Source organism: Corynebacterium belfantii (assembly GCF_041898185.1).
Lineage (GTDB): Bacteria > Actinomycetota > Actinomycetes > Mycobacteriales > Mycobacteriaceae > Corynebacterium > Corynebacterium belfantii.
The window spans coordinates 2,524,668-2,543,689 of sequence record NZ_CP157823.1; the positions used below are offsets into that span (position 1 = coordinate 2,524,668).

Annotated in this window: 12 protein-coding genes and 4 pseudogenes; 10 read left to right on the plus strand and 6 right to left on the minus strand. The window is 56.9% G+C overall.

Going from position 1 to position 19,022, the window contains the following annotated elements:
• Nucleotides 1–245: 245 nt before the first annotated feature.
• From ABMV07_RS12560 to ABMV07_RS12575, 4 genes and pseudogenes are all read left to right on the plus strand, one after another.
• Nucleotides 246–1,745: an ABC transporter substrate-binding protein gene (locus tag ABMV07_RS12560; RefSeq protein WP_088267549.1), complete on the plus strand. Its 1,500-nt coding sequence runs from the start codon at nt 246–248 to the stop codon at nt 1,743–1,745.
• A 12-nt stretch (nt 1,746–1,757) separates the two neighbouring features.
• Nucleotides 1,758–2,711: an ABC transporter permease gene (locus ABMV07_RS12565; protein WP_088267548.1), complete on the plus strand. Its 954-nt coding sequence runs from the start codon at nt 1,758–1,760 to the stop codon at nt 2,709–2,711.
• Entirely contained in the window at nt 2,708–3,529 is an 822-nt protein-coding gene (locus ABMV07_RS12570; protein WP_088267547.1) for an ABC transporter permease subunit, read from the plus strand. The genes ABMV07_RS12565 and ABMV07_RS12570 overlap by 4 nt, the downstream gene beginning before the upstream one ends.
• Nucleotides 3,526–4,924: pseudogene (locus ABMV07_RS12575) on the plus strand (ABC transporter ATP-binding protein); the annotation flags it as partial. The gene ABMV07_RS12570 and the pseudogene ABMV07_RS12575, both read left to right, overlap by 4 nt.
• Before the next feature lie 271 nt (nt 4,925–5,195).
• Here ABMV07_RS12575 and ABMV07_RS12580 read toward each other — a convergent pair.
• Both ABMV07_RS12580 and ABMV07_RS12585 read right to left on the minus strand, forming a co-directional pair.
• Nucleotides 5,196–6,736: pseudogene (locus ABMV07_RS12580) on the minus strand (IS1634 family transposase).
• A gap of 121 nt (nt 6,737–6,857) precedes the next feature.
• Nucleotides 6,858–7,157, minus strand: coding sequence for a hypothetical protein (locus tag ABMV07_RS12585; RefSeq protein ID WP_374064677.1), 300 nt, complete (start codon nt 7,155–7,157; stop codon nt 6,858–6,860).
• A gap of 29 nt (nt 7,158–7,186) precedes the next feature.
• Between ABMV07_RS12585 and ABMV07_RS12590 the strand changes: the two genes are divergently transcribed.
• The 6 genes and pseudogenes from ABMV07_RS12590 to ABMV07_RS12615 all read left to right on the plus strand — a co-directional run bounded on the left by ABMV07_RS12590 (nt 7,187) and on the right by ABMV07_RS12615 (nt 13,267).
• Nucleotides 7,187–8,491 carry an MFS transporter gene (locus ABMV07_RS12590; protein WP_088267544.1) on the plus strand — a complete coding sequence of 435 codons (1,305 nt, stop codon included), beginning with the start codon at nt 7,187–7,189 and terminating at the stop codon, nt 8,489–8,491.
• A 373-nt stretch (nt 8,492–8,864) separates the two neighbouring features.
• Nucleotides 8,865–9,158: a hypothetical protein gene (locus ABMV07_RS12595; protein WP_374064678.1), complete on the plus strand. Its 294-nt coding sequence runs from the start codon at nt 8,865–8,867 to the stop codon at nt 9,156–9,158.
• A complete protein-coding gene (locus ABMV07_RS12600) occupies nt 9,106–9,639 on the plus strand; it encodes a PrsW family glutamic-type intramembrane protease (RefSeq protein WP_197690941.1) in 534 nt (177 codons plus the stop codon). Before ABMV07_RS12595 ends, ABMV07_RS12600 begins: the two co-directional genes overlap by 53 nt.
• Nucleotides 9,636–9,872 carry a hypothetical protein gene (locus ABMV07_RS12605; protein WP_196977100.1) on the plus strand — a complete coding sequence of 79 codons (237 nt, stop codon included), beginning with the start codon at nt 9,636–9,638 and terminating at the stop codon, nt 9,870–9,872. The genes ABMV07_RS12600 and ABMV07_RS12605 overlap by 4 nt, the downstream gene beginning before the upstream one ends.
• Before the next feature lie 300 nt (nt 9,873–10,172).
• A pseudogene (locus ABMV07_RS12610) lies at nt 10,173–12,027 on the plus strand (5-methyltetrahydropteroyltriglutamate--homocysteine S-methyltransferase).
• A 28-nt stretch (nt 12,028–12,055) separates the two neighbouring features.
• Nucleotides 12,056–13,267 (plus strand): multidrug effflux MFS transporter, encoded by a 1,212-nt coding sequence (locus tag ABMV07_RS12615; protein WP_374065034.1) that lies wholly within the window; start codon nt 12,056–12,058, stop codon nt 13,265–13,267.
• Here ABMV07_RS12615 and ABMV07_RS12620 read toward each other — a convergent pair.
• The 4 genes and pseudogenes from ABMV07_RS12620 to ABMV07_RS12635 all read right to left on the minus strand — a co-directional run bounded on the left by ABMV07_RS12620 (nt 13,264) and on the right by ABMV07_RS12635 (nt 19,018).
• Nucleotides 13,264–14,700 (minus strand): DUF5129 domain-containing protein, encoded by a 1,437-nt coding sequence (locus ABMV07_RS12620; RefSeq protein ID WP_197695589.1) that lies wholly within the window; start codon nt 14,698–14,700, stop codon nt 13,264–13,266. The two genes, ABMV07_RS12615 and ABMV07_RS12620, sit on opposite strands and share 4 nt — an antisense overlap.
• 48 nt (nt 14,701–14,748) lie before the next feature.
• Nucleotides 14,749–16,289, minus strand: a pseudogene (locus tag ABMV07_RS12625) (IS1634 family transposase).
• A 232-nt stretch (nt 16,290–16,521) separates the two neighbouring features.
• Nucleotides 16,522–17,313, minus strand: a complete 792-nt coding sequence (locus ABMV07_RS12630) for a YwiC-like family protein (protein ID WP_088268094.1) — start codon at nt 17,311–17,313, stop codon at nt 16,522–16,524.
• 22 nt (nt 17,314–17,335) lie between these two features.
• Nucleotides 17,336–19,018 (minus strand): VanW family protein, encoded by a 1,683-nt coding sequence (locus tag ABMV07_RS12635; protein WP_374064679.1) that lies wholly within the window; start codon nt 19,016–19,018, stop codon nt 17,336–17,338.
• Between the last annotated feature and the right edge of the window lie 4 nt (nt 19,019–19,022).

Here is a 19,022-nt window from a genome sequence, read left to right on the forward strand (position 1 = left end):
GATCGGGTAATTAGTTAATGAAAAAGCCTGCAATTAGGACATAAATACCAGTGTTGAACTTGGATTAGGCTATCCTATAACTTGCGTGATCTATCTCTTACCCGAAAGACCGAAATGACCAAAATCATGACATTTACTGCGTCACATCACCGCCCCCGAGAACACTTCGGGTTGCCCTAGCCACCTCGCCAGCAACCCCCACAGCCACCATTACTTCCCACCACGAAAAGGACACCGAACCACACATGCTCCGCAGAGATTTTCTCAAGCTCCTCGCAGCCGCAACCACCATCACCGCCACCGGCCCCGTCATGGCCGCATGCTCCCGCGATGAAGACTCCGCAACCAGTGGCAAAGCAGCAACCGACACCATTCGCATTGCCGCAATCGGCGGACCAGGCGAAGGCCTCAACATCAACGAAGCCGCGTCCACCGCCACATGGGCTGCCATATACGCCGTCTATGAATCCCTTGTGATCGCAGGCGATAGCGCACCCGACTTCCAGTTAGCCAAGAGCGTCGAGCCCAACAAAGATGCCACCATGTGGACGGTCACACTCCGCGACACACCACTCTTTTCCGACGGCTCCCCCGTCACCGCAGCCGATGTTGTCGCTTCTTTGAAAATGGTGGCCAAAAACCCCATACATGGCACAACCTATGCCGATGTCGACGTAGACAAGCTCAAGGCTGTCGACGACTCCACCGCAGAAATCCACCTCACCCGCCCCCGCGCCGACTTTGTCGATGCCGTACTCGGCGTGAACTCACTGGTGTACAAAAACGGAGACCCCAGCACCACCATCGGCTCCGGACCCTATGTGGTGGAATCCGGTGATTCTGGCCAAGGATGGAAACTGACAGCTAACGTGCACTTCCCCACCGAGCGCCGGATCTCCCAGGCCCTAGAGATTCAAGTTATTGCCGATGCTGACGCCCGCTTGCGCGCCGTGGATAGCGGTGCCGTGGATTTGGCCATGGATCTTCCCGCCACAGCAGCCCGCAGTTTGAAAAAAGCGCAGGCGTGGATACCAGGTCCTGCCGATTCCAAAGCGTTGTTGTTCGTGCTCAACACCGCAGTCGAACCATTTAGCGACCCCGAGGTTCGCCGTGCCGTGAAGATCGCCTTGGACCGCAAGGCCATGGTCGATGTGGCCCTCGATGGAGCGGGAACCGTCGGCGCAGACATTCCAGGTTTTGGCTTCAATGACTACCCCGAAGGCATCTCCGATGTGCACCGTGACCTCGACGCGGCGCGACAGATCTTCAAGGATAAGGGCATTAAAGAGCTCACCTTGGTCACCGCCGATTTCACCCCTGGCATGAACGACGGTGCCGACATCGCCGCCAAGCAGCTCGCAGATGCAGGAGTCAAGGTGACCGTGGAAAAGCGCGACCCCACCACCTACTTTGCCGATATGGCTGCGCTGCGCGCATTGCCATTTTTCGCCTCCTACATTGTGAACCGCTCCTTGCAGTCGGCGTTGCCGTTTATGACCGGTTCCCACGCCATATTCAACTTGTCTGGATTTGGCACTTCCGGCGATTGGGATAGGCGCTTGGCTGCAGCACAGGAAGAAACCAACGACTCCCAGCGTGCAGCATTGCTCAAAAAGCTTGCTGTTGAGATGCAGCGCGATGGTGGCGATGTGCTGTGGGGCTACGCAAATGAGGTCCACGGGCGTGCCGACGGCATCCCTGACGTGCCGGTTTCTCAAAGCGTACCTATTCCTACCACCAAGTAATCCCACGGTATCGTGCCACATCTGCCCCACTGCACTTCGTCTATCATTCGCCTCGTGCTGCGCGCACCGGTCTTGCTGGTCGCAGCAGCGATGACGAGTTTTGTCATCATGGATGTTCTTCCAGGTGATGCTGCCAGCACCATCGCGCGCACTACGGACCCCGCCACTGTCGACGCGGTCCGTAGTCGCCTCGGACTCAACGACCCCCTCTTAGTGCGGCTGGGAGAGTGGGCCACTGCGCTATTTCTTCACGGCGACGGCGGCCACCTCTACGCCTCTGGCATACCCGTGTGGGAGGCTGCGGCGAGCTCGGCACGAAATTCCGCTTACCTTGTTGCCTGCGCACTCCCGCTGCTACTCCTTATTGGAATTCTGAGCGGTGTTGTCGCAGGTCTACGCCCTACCGCCTTGCGTGATCGAGTACTTTCTACCGGTGCACAAACCACACTGGCTACCCCTGATTTCGCTGTTACCACCGTGTTGTTGATTCTCTGCGCGGGAGTGCTGCATCTGGCACCGGCAGTCTCTCTGGTTCCCCCAGGTGGAACACCATTAGATCGTCCCGATTCTCTGATTGTTCCATCGCTCGCCATCGCGCTTGTCGGTGGCGCATGGCTGCAACGTCTCGTGCGCGCAGCGATTGTCGACGCCGCCGCGCTCCCCCACATTCGCGCCGCACACCTCGCTGGCCACCATCCCGCAACAGTGGCCTGGCGTCTCACACTTCCTGCCGCAGCAGGCCCCATTGTCCAAGCTTGTGCCGCTACTATCCCCTACGCTGTCACCGGCACCGTTGTTATAGAAAACGTGGTGGGATTCCCAGGAATCGGCACGCTCATAGCCACATTCATCGCAGCACGTGAAACCATCGCCGTGGCAACGCTCACCGCAGTGTTTGCTGCCATTACCATCGCAGCGTTCACTCTGGCTGATCTCCACCACGACATCCAAGGACGCCGCGCATGATTCACCTTCGCCGCCCATCCCTGCACACCGTCACCACCTCTGCGTTATGGCTGCTGTGGATTCTTGCACTTATCGCAGCCATCGCCGGCCCCACCGTGGCTACCCTGCTAGGAACACCTGACCCAAGCCAGACAATGACGCGCTCCTTCGATCCCCCATCCACGCTGCACCCCCTCGGAACCGACCGCCTTGGCAGAGATCTTCTGGCACGGATGCTCAGCGGCAACATTGGGCTTGTTATTCCCCCAGCCATCGCCGCGGTGATCGCTACTGCTATCGGTTTATTGCTGGCGTTGGTGGCGTCGATAAGCCCGCTGCTGCGCGCTATCATCCGGTTTTTCGGCGATATTTTGCTGGTCATCCCCGCAATGATTATCCTGCTCGCAGTCATCACGGCCGCGGAAGGCAGCTTTCTTGCCGTCGCTATCGCCGCCGTCGCATTATCCGTACCACTATCAACCCGCTACTTCATCGCCGCAGCCCGTCCCATCTTCGCCGCCGACTACGTAATCCGTGCACGCGCCACCGGCAGCACATGGCCACAGATCATAGGGCAACACATTCTTCCCGCTCTGCGTCGCTCCATCATCGCAGACATCGGCATTCGCTTTGTCACGGTCGTATTCTTAGCAGCTACCGCAGCATTTCTCGCCGGAACCTCTGGCGCACAGGAGAATTCGTGGGCGGCCATGGTGGGCAGCGGACTTAGCGGTGTGGACCTCAACCCGTGGGCGGTTATCGCCCCCGTAGTCGCTATCATTGCACTGACAGCCTGCCCAGCGCTGCTGCTCGAACAGCACACCGGAGGCCGTCGATGATCGAACTGACCATAACAAATGCCACCATTACCGCAGGTGACACTACACTGTTGACCAATGCGTCCCTGCATGTTGGCTCTGGGGAATGTGTTGCCCTCATGGGAGAATCCGGCAGTGGAAAGACCACGCTCGCCCAGGCGATCCTTGGGTATCTCGCCCCTGGTTGTAGGTGGTGTTCCGGCAGCCTTGATGTGGACGGGCTCAACCCGCTGCAGTTAGCGCCACGCAGGCTGCGTGAGCTGCGTAAACGCTGCGCCTACGTGGATCAAGACCCCGGCGCGACTTTACCGCCTGGGCATTCTGTGCGATCTATTGTGCGTTCTCGTGCTTCCTTGTCGGATGCGCAGATACTGAGTCTTCTTGGCGATTTTGGGCTAGGAGATATCGACAGGATTCTGGATCGCACCCCGCGGGAATTGTCTGGTGGCCAGCGGCGTCGGGTTAGCGTGGCGGCGGCGGTCGCAGCTGATCCCGAGTTGCTTATTATCGACGAACCCACCGCGGGTGTTGATGCCCCCACCGTGGAGCTGATGGTGGACACACTGCGTATTGCGCGTAGGCGTTCTCAGGCCACCACTCTTGTGATTACCCACAGCATGGATGTGGCGTGTGCTCTTGCTGATCGGATCCTCACCGTGGATTCCAAGGGGATTCACGCGGTGTCACCTCAGCCGGCAGCTGCGTGCCCTTGTGCCGCTGTTGCTAGCAGTGCTGATCCGGGGGCGGCGCGACTTTCGGTTACTGATGTTCGGGTAGCTCATGGTTCACATGTGTTGTGTGCACCGGTGTCTTTGAGCGTTGGTGCTGGTGAGATCGTGGCGTTGACGGCTCCTTCGGGTGCTGGCAAAACGTCGGTGATTCGGTGTGTGTTGGGGTTGCTTCCGCATAGTGACGGCAGCATTGTTTTCGACGGTATCCCTGTGGCATCGAGGCTTGGTGAGCGTCGGCGTGAGCTGCGCCGCCGGTTTGGGTGGATTCCGCAGGAATCGGAGTTGGCGCTTAATCCGCATGTTGCGATTCGTTCGTTGTTGGTTCGTACTGGTGCGTCACAAGAGCAGATCACGGCGTTACTTGATGAGCTGGAGTTGCCGAATTTTTTGTGTCGTGAGCATCGTCGGTTGCGTGCCGACGATCTCAGCGGTGGGCAGCGGCAACGTGTCAGCGTGGCTTTGTCGTTGTTGGGTGGTCCGGATCTTTTGCTTGCCGACGAACCCACCTCCGCGCTCGATTCGCACAGTGCACGTTTAGTGCTCGCTGCGATTCGTGCGCATCGAGCACCCCAAGCAGCTGTGTTGATTGCGAGCCACGATCCTGCGGTTCTTGAGATCGCTGACCGCGTGGTTGCGCTTAGTCCAGTGCAAAGGTGACGATGCGCACTTCGGTCACTGTGGCTGGGTAGCGGTTGGTGCTGCCGTTCTCATTATCAAAGACGATTTCTGCGGTACCTACGTGGAAGAGGTCGTCGATACGTATGGTTTGTTGTTTGCGCCTAGAGCTGACGAGTTCCTCGTAGCCTTTCCACATGGATATTTGTTGTGGTTGCTCTAGGTCGCGGGGGTTCCATGGGAAGGGGAACCATTCGGCGGCGCTTCGTGGGATTAAACCGGTGGCGTCTCGCACTACGACGGTGATTGTTGGGCAGAGCTGATACCTGACTTGGCTCAATTTAGTCAGACGGTTGGGGCAGCTTTTCGGTGAGTTCGCGGATGTCAGCGGGCAGGTCGGTTTGTGCATGGAGGGTCTGGCCTGCGATTTCGACGGTAAACGTCCGGTATTTCTTCAGGGTTCGCACTAATCGCTTCAACGACAGGCCCGTGGCTTGTTCCAACACGTGGCCTGTGGCCATCGCGGCCATCACAATGGTTAGGTGTGCGTGGATGGAGTCTTCTTTACGGTGATAAATCGGTCGGCTTTCAGGTCTGATTTCGCCATTCGGAACGATTTCTCGATCGTGAACAGGCGCCGGTAGGCACCGATGACTTCCTGGGGTTTTAAGTCTGTGCGTGAGGTCTCGTATCCTTTAATCCCGGCCAGGGTTAGGTGCTTGTTGGCTAGGGTGTGGTTGACCTGCTTATTCGGGGCCTTGAGGTTGACGTATCGATTCCGCTTGACGGGTATCTTTCCGTCAACAGCACGCTGGGCTTTATCTAGTTGTTCGCCGATGCCGCGCCTTGTGCGCCGAGCCCTATCGTAGGAATACTGGTAATAGGTCACTGCCTGCGGTTTGCCGCTGGTGCGGCGTTTGTCGCTGTGGTGACGGTGGGTCCAGATGTGTCCGTCGTCGTAGTCGGTGTAGCTGCGCCCTTCCGCTGCATCTAGCCAGGCTTTAATTGGTTCTGGGATTTCGCGTTCTTTCGTGCCCAGAATGTAGTCCAACCCGGCATCGATAATCGCGGTCTTGTTGGCGGCTGAAAACATGCCAGCATCAGCAACAATCGTGATGTCGTCAAGGTGGTAGGCGTCTTTAAGACGCAGGATCATTGGCAACATGGTGTGCGTTTCCGCACGATTGCCTTCAAACGCGCCGATCGCCAAGGGCAAGCCGGTGGAGTCGGTGAGCATCCCGACAGTGATCTGGGGTTCGAGTCGGCGTTCTTTACTAAACCCGGGTTTGCGTAGCTCGTCGGGCACGTCAGTTTCAAAATACAAGGTTGTCACATCGTAGAGAACCATCACACCAGGACCAATGGCCGCGTGTGTGGCTAGCGCGTGGGTTATCTGGTCGCGGAAGTCTTTGTCGGCATACCGCGGAAGGTAGCGCTTTATAGTCGCGTATGAAGCCGAGGCCACGCCGACTTCTGCCAGAGTTTCAATGGAATCAAACTTGGAACCCGGCGAGATAATACGGGCTTGGACCAGGTTGAAAAACACCTCGTCCTTGCCGCTTGCCGTATCCAGGCCAAGGAGTTGGAAGGCCCCGCGAATCGCGTCTAGGAGAAGACCTGCGCGTTCACCGGATACCGTGACGGGATTATCAACCGTGCCTGTTCCAGACACAGCAACCGCAGAAGGCAACACTTTGAGGTCAAGTGAAATTTGCTCGCCATCGACAAGCCGCTGAGCCTTGACCATCAGCGCTGCGAGATCGTGGTCGGTATGGGCGGAGCCGACGTGTTCGATTTCAGGTTTGCGGTTGCGGTACCGCCAGATGATTTGAACAGCGGTCGCACCCGACGCCGTCGGGACCCGGCGGATACTCGGTGACATATTCAACAGCCTACCGGCACCCCCACCGCTACCCGCTTAGTCAGACAAAACCCGCACTCTGATACCCAACCCCACAGGCAGAAACGTCAATATGAACTACAACACACCAAAATGAGCCAAGTCAGGTTAAACCGGTGGCGTCTCGCACTACGACGGTGATTGTTGGGCAGAGCTGATAGATCGCTTCGCGGTCGTGTCCATTTGGTGGAACCACATTTGCGGTGAGTCCGTGGATATAAGCAATGGCGCCGATGGGGTCAGCGGAGCGGGCGGTTGCGTGGTTGTCCACGGCCGTCGTGAGTGTTTCCCCGAACACGATGGCACCAGATTGGGTGAGCAGTGCGGTACCAAAAGTGCAGCCGGAGTCGCGGGTATGTGTGATGGCCTGTTTGACCAGATGTTGTAGTTCCCGAGTAAGCATAATGACATTTTATGTAACGCCTTCTGCATATGTTCATAAATATAAGTATGAAAAACTGCAACGATTCTTTGACCCCGCAGGGCCGTCGTGCGCTGTTGGCGGCCTTGTTGGGAACCATCATTGAGTGGTACGACTACGCTCTCTATGGTGCCGCAGCTGCCGTCGTGATTGCCCCGCTCTTTTTCGAGTCATCTGCGGCCGGCGGCCAGCTTGCCGCTTTTGCCACGTTTGCAGTTGGTTTTGTTGCCCGCCCACTAGGTGGTGTGGCCATCGGCCACATTGGTGATCGTTTTGGCCGTCGACCTGCGATGATCTTGAGTGTTTTGATGATGGGCATTGCCACGGTCGGCATTGGTTTGCTCCCCACGGAGGCCGCTATTGGTGTGCTGGCCCCTGTGCTCTTGGTGTTCTTTCGTCTGATTCAAGGTTTGGGTGCTGGTGCTGAACTTGCTGGTGCGATGACTGTGGTGGCCGAATTTGCCCCTGCTGCTAAGCGTGGTCTGTTTACCTCGCTGGTTCTTGCGATGCCACCTGCGGGCATTGTGTTGGCTACTGCAGCGTTCATGGGGGCGTCCTCAGTAGGCGATGAGGCATTGTTGGGTGGCGTGTGGCGTATCCCGTTCCTTATTTCTGCGCTGTTGTTCTTCATTGCGTTGTTCATGCGCAAGCGTTTGGAGGAAACCCCAGAGTATGTAGCGGCCATGGAAGAGCGCTCTGAACAGGCAAAACACCAGTCTTTGCCGGTTGTGGAGCTGCTCAAGTCGCACAAGCGTCAGGTGGCTTTGGGATTTTTGTCTATCACTGGTCACAACGCACTGAACTACGCCATGGCTGTTTTTGCCATCTCCTTTATGACTTCCGATGCGGTGGGCATGGCCAAGTTTGATGCTTTGCTGGCGGTTTCTGCCGGAACCTTGGTGGGTGTGGTTGCTACCCCGCTGGGCGGGCTGGCCGCCGACCGCTTCGGTGCTGATCGTGTATTGGCTACCGGCTCATTAATCGGTGCATTTTATGCAGTGCCCTTCCTTTTGGGTTTGCAAACGGGCAATGCGGTGATCGCCGCACTGACGGTCGCTTTTGGCTATGGTGCGGTGATTTCGTTGACCTCGGGTAGCCAAGGTGCATTCCTTGCTGGGCTGTTCCAAGCACGCGCGCGTTTTAGTGGCATTGCGCTGGCTCGGGAAACCAACGGTGCTCTTATTGCTGGTTTCACCCCGCTGGTGTTGACGTGGATCCTGCATGCTTCTGGCGGGAATGTGCTTGCTGCCGGTGCTGTGGTGTCGGCAGCCCTGCTGGTGTCTTTCGTTTCGATCATGGTGTCCATGCGCCGCTAAATTCTTACAGCCATTCAACAGATTGTACCCAGTGGAATTGAAACTGGTGTGCGTTATTGTCTAAGCGTGAAATATTTTAGTTAGCCTAACTAGCTTCCTGTGGGGGCGGTTGGAGCTTACTCAAGCAAAGGGACGCTGTGAAGGTGAAAGACGTAGGCAAGGCCGCAGCTATTGCGGCCTTGCCTACTGTGATGTGGATTGTGCCTGCGGTTGCGGGTCAGCTTGGCGATCGTCATGATATGGAGATGCTAGATCAAAGTGAGGTGACGCTGAGCTCTGGTGATACGTCGGTAACATTGACCGCCCCGAGGGTTTTGAGCGCGTTGTTGCTAATAGCGATTCCAGTATTGAGTTGGTTCGCGATGATCATCATGTGTATTTGGAGTTGTCTTCGGGTGCTGAGCAGCAGGAGGCGGCGATTGAGCGCGGCTTGGTTATCTTGAACCGCGCTGTGGGGGAAACGTCGTGGAGCGGTAAGGGTATTGTTTCCGGCGATGGTTCGTTATCGGGTAAGGCCTGCACGGTGGATGTGGGGGAAGTGGCGCCGTGTGCGGTTGTGGGGGCTTCTGATGTGATTCTTACGGTGGTTTCTACCTCTGAGAGCGGGCATATCGATGCCTCCGCTGATCCTGCTCATCTTCTCGCTTCTGCAAAGGTGGAGTCATGATGGCGTCTGTGAAAGATTCTGCGCTGGCGTAGGTGCTGGCGGTGTTGAGTGCGGGCTCGTTAGCCGTATTGCTTATGCGGCTTCTTTATACAGCGGTGGAGATCCCGGTGGCGGCGGCACCGTCGACAGGCATTTCTTTAGGTTTTGGTGTGCTGTTTCTCTGCGTGATTGTGGCGTTGGATCATACGAAGCTGCACAGGTCGGTGGCACTAAGACTATGTGGGCTTCGGCGTTTGTTGCCGGCGGATTCATTGGGTCGTTGGTTGCGATTTATTCCAACGACAAGTTCGATTTTGAGGTAATCCGCGTCAGCGACCCCGAAACGTATCGCGCTTGGGGTGATGCAATCTATGGTCCACTGGTCGAGGAGTGGGTCAAGGATGTTCTCGCTTTGGCTGTGATCTTGTTGTTCCGCCAGCGGATCACTCGCCCAACGCAGGCGTTTTCATTGGTGCGTTTACCGGACTGGGTTTCTAGGTGACGGAGGATATTTGGTACGCGATTAACTCCGCCTATGTAGACATTAATAGTGATCTTTCCGGTGGCGTGATGTTGCCGCTGGTGCGTGGTCTGTTTGGTCTTTCGGCGGTGGCGGCTTCTGGTGCCAAGTTGCCGATGTCGCTTTCTACTTTCGTTGTTTTCTATGTGTGGTTGATACGTAATGAGAAGCGCGCGTTCGCTCGTATGCAGCCGCCGTCAGTGACCGAAGCCTAGGCCGGAACCCTAATTTTATTCACATTTAATCGCATCTTTTTTCATTACTGCCCGAGTACAGCAAAAGCTCTGCTCGGGCAGTATTTTCATTAAGGTGCCCTCCTTATTGAAACCCACACACCCCAGCATTCCACGATTGACATACCGAGCTGCCTAGTGTTGATTTGTGGCCAAGGCACACCCCTCCTGGAGCCCTAGATGAGGCGATGTATCCGCAAAACACGCAGCAATGCACTGTTTTATGCGCGCTTACAACCCCCTATCCCCGGCGCACATTCGAAGCACGAAAGGCTCCATACTATGACGAATCCACCACTGTTTCATTCCACTGTGACTGGCGTTCCACGCATTGGACCGAACCGCGAATTGAAAAAAAGGCCCTTGAGTCTTATTGGAAAACGGTCCACGCGAATGATGCGCAAAAATTATCCGATACCGCCTACGCGCTCAACGCAGACATCACCCAGCGGATTCTGGGCGAAGGCCTCGATCAAGCGCCCACGGTAGGCCGTAGTTTTTATGATGCGGTGCTCGATACCTCCGCGCTACTAGGGTGTTGCCCGAGCGTTTTAGCGATATCCCCGACCACGACGGCCCCTTGCCGTGCCATAGCGATGTGGCTTTTGCTACCGCCCGCGGTACGGCTTCGCAGCCGGCATCGGCAATGACTAGTGGTTTGATACCAACTACCACTACATTGTTCCGGAACTTTCCGCGACCACCACGTTTACGCTTAACGCCACCGATCTTATTAACGACCTCGCCGCTACTCCCGAAAACCGGCCGGTGTTCGTGGGCCCGTTGACCTACCTGTCATGGTCACGGACTTCCGACGGCTCCAACGCCCTCGATCATTTAGAAGCAGTAGCGCAGCAGTACGCAGAACTTATCGGCGTCCTCAAGCAGCGCGGTACCACCTGCGTGCAGTTCGATGAACCGGCGCTTGTCACCGATGTCGACCCCGACCTACTGCCCCGAGTACGCGCGGTGTACCAAGAGCTGGTCAGCCACGGCGTTCCGCTGATCGTGACCACGTACTTTGGGGACGCTACTGTGTGCGTCGAAACGCTCAGTGGCATTGGGCTCGCCGGATTCGGCGTTGATCTCGTCACTGCCCCTGGGGCGCTACCGGCATGGACCGGTGAGGAAACTCTCATCGCAGGCATTGTCGACGGCCGCAACGTGTGGCGCACCAACCTCGACCAGGCACTAAGCACCCTCCAAGAGCTGAGGACGCGCGGAGCCGTAGCCGTGAGCACCAGTTGCTCCCTGCTGCATGTTCCCTACACCATCGCCGGTGAAGACTTCGACCTCGCCGACTTCGCTGCCTCCCGCGCCGCAGCCGCACTGCGTAAGAAGGTACAGGCCACGGCTCTGAATCTGCCGCCGCTTCCCACCACAACCATCGGCTCGTTCCCACAAACCCCGCAGATTCGCCAAGCGCGTCCAACTACGCAGCAGTGATATTTTCGCCCAGTAGTACCACGACGCCATGGTCGATGAGGTCAAGCTGGTGATTACCAAGTAAGAAGAGCTGGGCCTCGACGTCCTCGTCCACAGTGAACCAGAGCGTAACGACATGGTGCAGTACTTCTCCGAACAGCTCGCAGGCTACGCTTCCACCCACGATGGTTGGGTGCAATCCTATGGTTCTCTCGTTGCGTCCGCCCACCGATCGTCTTCGGTGACGTGTGGCGACCAACCCCTAGGTACCACCGCCGAGCAACAACCGGCCTACTTGCAGTGGGCAGTCGGGGCGTTTCGTCTGGCCACCTCTGGGGTTGCGCCCGAGGTACAGATCCACACCCACATGTGCTACTCGGAGTTCAACGAGCTCATCGACACGGTTGCAGCCCTCGACGCAGATGTCACCTCCATCAAGGCTGCCCGCAATGGAATGCAGGTGCTCGCAGCTTTGAAGGAGGAAGGCTACGAGTTGGGTGTCGGCCCTGGTGTGTGGGACATTCACTCCCCGCGCGTGCCCGCCCAGCAGGAGATCGACGAGTTTCTCGCCAGCGCGCTGACCTCCGTCGACCCTCACCTGTTATGGGTCAACCCCGACTGCGGTTTGAAAACTCGCGGGTGGCCGGAAAACCTCGCCAGCCTGCAGGTATTGGTTGCCGCTGCCATTAAGGCCCGCACCCAACTGGTCTAGTTGATAATAGTTGAGTACGTTCACTGACATGTCCCCAAGTCCTGCTTCTCAGACACGTCAGCTCATACCACCAGCGTTGCTGGGCACGTTAGCGCTGATCAACGCCACTGAACCGCTCAGCATCAACATGTACCTATCGGGGTTGCCCGCGTTACGCCACGAGTTCGTAATCAGCCAATTCGACGCACAGCTGACCATCACGTTCTTCCTCATCGGAATGACCGTGGGTCAACTGTTCAGCGGGCCGATTACTGACGTCCGTGGCCGGCGCGGGCTATTTTTCATCGGCACGATCGTGCTTGCGATAGCAACCTTGTTAAGCGCCCTCGCACCCCACGTATGGGTGCTCTACCTCTCCCGCACAGCCATGGGCTGGGCCGCCGGCACCGCAGTTGTTTCTGCACGTGCGATTGCCGCCGATAAGGCTTCTGGCCCAGAACTAGCCAAGGTGTTCTCCATCCTCATGGTCTTGGGCAGCATCGCCCCCGTGGTAGGACCCATCCTCGGCGGCCTGATCGTCCACTCCGCAGGGTGGCGTGCTGTTTTCTGGTTCCTCACTGTAGTCTATGCGCTTACAGCTGTTATTGCAGCACGCACTATCCCAGAAACTCTACCTGTGGAACGTCGCACCCACGGTGGTATCCGCACCATGTTTGCCGCGATCCGCACCTTGTTAAGCGATGGCGTCTACATAGGCTCCACAGTGGCATTCGTTTTTGCCTTTGCCACCATGTTCACCTTCGTGTCCGCCTCACCCTTTATCCTGCAGGAACACTTCGGATTCTCGCCGCTGCACTACGCACTCATCTTTGCCATGAACACCTCGGGTCTAGCCACCATGGCAATCATCAACGCCCGAATGGTTCATCACTTTGGGGCTCCTCGTCTTGCAGCAATAGGAGTGACCATCATGGCTTTGGCAGTTGCTTGGCTGGCGATCGCCGCAACATTCAACCTCGGCACCGTGGCATTCTTGGCTGGAATTTTCACCATGACTGCTTCCATGGGCATGATCTTTGCCAACACCTCAGCACTGGCAATGTCCCACGCCGGCCCCGTGGGTGGCGCTGCCTCCGCATTCTTGGGCTCCGGCCAGTTCTTCATCGCAGGGTTGTACGCCCCCATGTTCGGCGTGATCCAATCATGGGGGATCGCACCCCCGCTCGCAGCCGCCACCATGATGTCGGTCACCGCGGTGATCACCGTCGTGGGCTTAGCACAAGCCCTGCGCTCTTCCTAGAAGCTCGACGAACCGCCTGCACCGCTAAACCCAGAACTAAACGAGGTGTTAGCGCTCGACGAGCTCGCACTGGCAGCCTCTTGGGCTGCAATGTTGTCGGTGTGCCAAGTAGACATGATCCAGAATGGCACAAAGTTGTTCAGGCCATAGCCTGGGCGGTAACCGGACTCGTAGATAGCCGGTGCCGCCAACGTGGTAGCCGTGGACTCCTTCACATCGGAGAACTGCTGCTTGCGCACCTGCTCCAATACCGCCTGGTAGGAAGTCAGGATTGTAGCGTAGCGGTCAAGGAACTGCGGGGACTCCGGTGTTGCTTTCAACGCAAGCAGTTCGTCTTTCAGGCGTTCTACCTCGCGGCTTAACGCCGAGATCTCAATCTCCCCAAGGGCTTCCAGCATGTCCTTATACAGCGCATCGGCTTCACGGACTCGGATCACCGCATCCCCATTTTCAAGACGGAAAAGGGTATCGATGTTGCTCTCGGCATAGCTGATCTGCTCGGCGGTTTCCCGTGCCGTCGAGATCTCATGCGACTTAGAGTAATAGTCCGAATCGGTCGCCAAGTTGCCCAAGGTATCCACGCTGTCGTGAATACGCAGGAAACGATCACGCACATCAGCCCACTGGTTGCGCAGGGTGGCGTCGACAAGCGGGGAGCTCAGCGAATGCGCACGGATGTCGATGGCGTCGAGACGCTGCGCCAGCTCGCCGTACTCCCGCGACACCACATTCATGTTGTCACGAGCCTGTGCCACAATCCGCGACTTTCGCCGGCGCGTAATACCTACAATGCCCGCGATACCAAACCCGCCGCTGGCAGCCCCAAGACCACCGCCTACCAGCGCCGCCATCCGCTCATCGACGGCAGAATTGTACTGTTGCTCTTCGATCGCACGAACATCAACCGCAGTGCGCAGACCATTGCTCAAGCCCGCAGGAATGTTGCCGTCTTTTACACCCGGTTTGATCGCATCCAAAGAGTGCTCAAGATGAGCGCTTTCACGCAGATCAAAAGCGTCCGCAACATCATTACCAGCAAAAATAAACGCCTGGCGCGGATCAAGCCCCACGCCAATAATGAGCACCCCGTCAGTAAAGTACTCCTTGCCGATCAAATCCGGACGCTGATCGCGCAGGTAATTTTCCACCGTGTCGTTCACGTTCTCATCATTGGTGCGAAACACAATGTAGTGCACCTGCTTGACTACTTGAGCAACCTCAATGTTGTCGGTATTGCTCAGCAGCCGCCGCTGGTCCTCGGCGTTGAGCACACCATCGCGATCATGGATCTCCACAGCAACACTGTGCGAGGGGCGATACTGATCTTGATTGCTCACAACATAATTCTCACGCTGTGGGTTGGGAATCGTCATAGCCACAGCACCTGCCGCCGCACCGCCAGCGAGCAACGTCGCTAGCGCAGTAGAGGCCACTATGGTGCCAACACTCGGCTTAATCGCGGATTCCTGACTTGGCTCAATTTAGTCAGACGGTTGGGGCAGCTTTTCGGTGAGTTCGCGGATGTCAGCGGGCAGGTCGGTTTGTGCATGGAGGGTCTGGCCTGCGATTTCGACGGTAAACGTCCGGTATTTCTTCAGGGTTCGCACTAATCGCTTCAACGACAGGCCCGTGGCTTGTTCCAACACGTGGCCTGTGGCCATCGCGGCCATCACAATGGTTAGGTGTGCGTGGATGGAGTCTTCTTTACGGTGATAAATCGGTCGGCTTTCAGGTCTGATTTCGCCATTCGGAACGATTTCTCGATCGTGAACAGGCGCCGGTAGGCACCGATGACTTCCTGGGGTTTTAAGTCTGTGCGTGAGGTCTCGTATCCTTTAATCCCGGCCAGGGTTAGGTGCTTGTTGGCTAGGGTGTGGTTGACCTGCTTATTCGGGGCCTTGAGGTTGACGTATCGATTCCGCTTGACGGGTATCTTTCCGTCAACAGCACGCTGGGCTTTATCTAGTTGTTCGCCGATGCCGCGCCTTGTGCGCCGAGCCCTATCGTAGGAATACTGGTAATAGGTCACTGCCTGCGGTTTGCCGCTGGTGCGGCGTTTGTCGCTGTGGTGACGGTGGGTCCAGATGTGTCCGTCGTCGTAGTCGGTGTAGCTGCGCCCTTCCGCTGCATCTAGCCAGGCTTTAATTGGTTCTGGGATTTCGCGTTCTTTCGTGCCCAGAATGTAGTCCAACCCGGCATCGATAATCGCGGTCTTGTTGGCGGCTGAAAACATGCCAGCATCAGCAACAATCGTGATGTCGTCAAGGTGGTAGGCGTCTTTAAGACGCAGGATCATTGGCAACATGGTGTGCGTTTCCGCACGATTGCCTTCAAACGCGCCGATCGCCAAGGGCAAGCCGGTGGAGTCGGTGAGCATCCCGACAGTGATCTGGGGTTCGAGTCGGCGTTCTTTACTAAACCCGGGTTTGCGTAGCTCGTCGGGCACGTCAGTTTCAAAATACAAGGTTGTCACATCGTAGAGAACCATCACACCAGGACCAATGGCCGCGTGTGTGGCTAGCGCGTGGGTTATCTGGTCGCGGAAGTCTTTGTCGGCATACCGCGGAAGGTAGCGCTTTATAGTCGCGTATGAAGCCGAGGCCACGCCGACTTCTGCCAGAGTTTCAATGGAATCAAACTTGGAACCCGGCGAGATAATACGGGCTTGGACCAGGTTGAAAAACACCTCGTCCTTGCCGCTTGCCGTATCCAGGCCAAGGAGTTGGAAGGCCCCGCGAATCGCGTCTAGGAGAAGACCTGCGCGTTCACCGGATACCGTGACGGGATTATCAACCGTGCCTGTTCCAGACACAGCAACCGCAGAAGGCAACACTTTGAGGTCAAGTGAAATTTGCTCGCCATCGACAAGCCGCTGAGCCTTGACCATCAGCGCTGCGAGATCGTGGTCGGTATGGGCGGAGCCGACGTGTTCGATTTCAGGTTTGCGGTTGCGGTACCGCCAGATGATTTGAACAGCGGTCGCACCCGACGCCGTCGGGACCCGGCGGATACTCGGTGACATATTCAACAGCCTACCGGCACCCCACCGCTACCCGCTTAGTCAGACAAAACCCGCACTCTGATACCCAACCCCACAGGCAGAAACGTCAATATGAACTACAACACACCAAAATGAGCCAAGTCAGGTCATAGCCACAGCACCTGCCGCCGCACCGCCAGCGAGCAACGTCGCTAGCGCAGTAGAGGCCACTATGGTGCCAACACTCGGCTTAATCGCGGATTGATCGGTCATGCTAGACAAGGATAGCTGCGCAGGCGAGCACAAGCACCATCATTTCCAGCACACCAATATCTTTTGCCTTCCACACTCGCAGCCCACGACGCTGTACAAAGGGCAACGCCCACGCGCGTACCAGCGCAACCAGCAAAGTCAGAAGCGATAGCCAGATAAAACCGCTGCCAAGGCTCTCACTGCCTAGGTGTCCTGCCTCATGGGCATAGATCACTGCCACCATAATCGCGATAGCGAGAACGTGGTAGGCCAAGGAGGCATACCAAAACTTTGTGTTGGAGCGTTCCCGAATCAATGATTTAACCACCATGATGGTGCTGGTGAAGTACAGCACCAAAAACGCAGTGGCGATGTTGACCCCACCGGTCAGCACCGCATAGAGCAGTGCCGACGCCACCGTGGTGGCCGCCCCTGATAGCACCGAACGCGGGCGCTTATTATACGTCTCGTACACAGCAATGCCGACCAATGGTGCGAAGTAGAACGCCCACCGGATCAGCGACGGGTCGGCACTTAAGGCTACCGCGCACATGGCCGCAGAAATCCCGCCGTAGACCAGCAAGGAACGGGTGTAATAGGCGCGTCGACGTGCGTTTCGACGCGCCTTCACCCACATGCCGAACGCAAAGAACGCGCAGTAACCGCTCAACCACGCAACCGCCACCGATGCCAACACAGCAGCCGGTGTATGCCCCCACGCTTTAATGCAACCAAGAACTGCTGGGGTAATAAGCATGGCCCAAGCGCCATGTTGGTTAGGGATGACCAAGTGTGTCGACGTCGAATGTGGCATGACCCCTAACTCTACGCCCTCATTAGGAGCAGGTCACGATAGGCGAAGGATCATACACCGTGGTTTTTGTCTCACGAGAGATCTCGGAGCCAGAAAGCGAACGGATAATACGAGTATCGCTGGTGGTGAAGCCCTGTGCACCGGAAGAAGCGACACAATCCGAACCAGATAGTGTGATCGGACGCGGTGGTGTGTAGTTCCAGCGACCACCATTGATCGATTCCACGTTCACCGTTTTCACACCCGTGAGCTGTACCGTTACCGAACCGCCACCCGTGGAGGTGACAATGCGAACAGGATACGGAGAGGTATTTTTAAACTTTAGGTCAATAGCGCCCTCGAACACGGTTGCCTCACGTCCCGCGGGGTAGCGAGAGATGTAGTAGCTGTGTGCGGTATGGGCAACATCCTCCATACCAGCGAAGTAGGCGGCATTGTACAAAGTGGTTGCGAACTGGCTGATGCCACCGCCAACAGCCTTATCCGCGTGGCCGTTGAGGATAATGCCGGATTCCACAAATCCTTGGGCGGTTCCACGAGGTCCGGTGTAGCCGTTCAGAGAGAATGTATCGCCTGGGGCCACGATGGCACCGTTGACCATTTGTGTAACGCGTGCGATGTTGATGCCCGAGGCATGCGAGTAGCCACCAGTAGTAAATTCACCGACAACTTGATCGAAGGTCGCAGCCTCTGCCTGCTCGGTGGTGAAGGTGGCTGGCTCATCAGTGTAGGTGACGTCGAAGGTGCGACTATCTTTACCGGTCACACGCTTATCAAAGTGCTCCAGTGTCTTGTCCCATTCGATTCGCACGCCATCCATGTGCGGGATCACGGTCTTTGCTGAACCAGAGAATTGAATGTCAGCGTTTTTCCGCTGCACCTCAGTCACATTGAGTGTCTCGTTCAAAATTGCGCGTGCGGCATCGGTGTTCACGGCCACGCGGAATTTCTTGCCATCAGGTTCGAAGGTTACTACCTCGCCCATGCGGGTTGGTTCAATAACACCGTCGATTTTGTCGCGACCATGTGCCACGATGGGGCTGCTAACGGCGGCTTCGGCAGCAGGGCGTGCCTCTTCCACAGCGGATTCACCGATGCGTGGCTTAGTCACCTTCGGGTCAACACTTACTCCCTCAGGGTGTAGCCACGAGGAGACAACAGCCTCATCTAGTTCTTTTTTATCCAGCTCTTGGCCGTTAACAGCTGGGATGACTTCCACTTTTCCGTCGGTAAGACGAATAGCGGCATCGGCAGGTGCTGGGCTGAGCTCTTTTTGTACACGCTCTAGCTCAGGGATGAGCTTAGAATCATCGCGCTCGGAGACAATCTCTACCTCGTGGGTGGTAAAGAAGCTGCTCAGGCGTGTAATGGGGTTGGCGGATTGCTTACCGGCGGCGCGGATTGTCTCGTTCCAATCCACGCTCAGTCCTGCAACCTCTGGGGAGAAAGTAGCTGTGCGCTCGCCAGCGGTGACGGTGACCTGGTCGGTCAATTTCAGTTGCTTCTGCAGGGTAGAAATGGCGTCTTCTTTAGCCATTCCACCGATTGCGATGCCACCCACAGTTGCGCCACGAGGCACTTCGCCTTGCGACGTCACGTAGTCAGCGCCGTATGCGATACCGCCGAGAACTCCCAGCCCCAGGATCACACCCGCACTAAACTTGGCTACTTTCTTAGAACTCACCTGACCCAATTTAGTGCACACACGC

Bases quoted from the DNA above. Each gene is read 5' to 3' on its own strand.
- ABMV07_RS12570 (WP_088267547.1), top strand. From the start codon at position 2,708: ATGATTCACCTTCGCCGCCCATCCCTGCACACCGTCACCACCTCTGCG.
- ABMV07_RS12590 (WP_088267544.1), top strand. From the start codon at position 7,187: ATGTTCATAAATATAAGTATGAAAAACTGCAACGATTCTTTGACCCCG.
- ABMV07_RS12600 (WP_197690941.1), top strand. From the start codon at position 9,106: ATGCCTCCGCTGATCCTGCTCATCTTCTCGCTTCTGCAAAGGTGGAGT.
- ABMV07_RS12615 (WP_374065034.1), top strand. From the start codon at position 12,056: ATGTCCCCAAGTCCTGCTTCTCAGACACGTCAGCTCATACCACCAGCG.
- ABMV07_RS12585 (WP_374064677.1), bottom strand. From the start codon at position 7,157: ATGCTTACTCGGGAACTACAACATCTGGTCAAACAGGCCATCACACAT.
- ABMV07_RS12560 (WP_088267549.1), top strand. From the start codon at position 246: ATGCTCCGCAGAGATTTTCTCAAGCTCCTCGCAGCCGCAACCACCATC.
- ABMV07_RS12630 (WP_088268094.1), bottom strand. From the start codon at position 17,313: ATGCCACATTCGACGTCGACACACTTGGTCATCCCTAACCAACATGGC.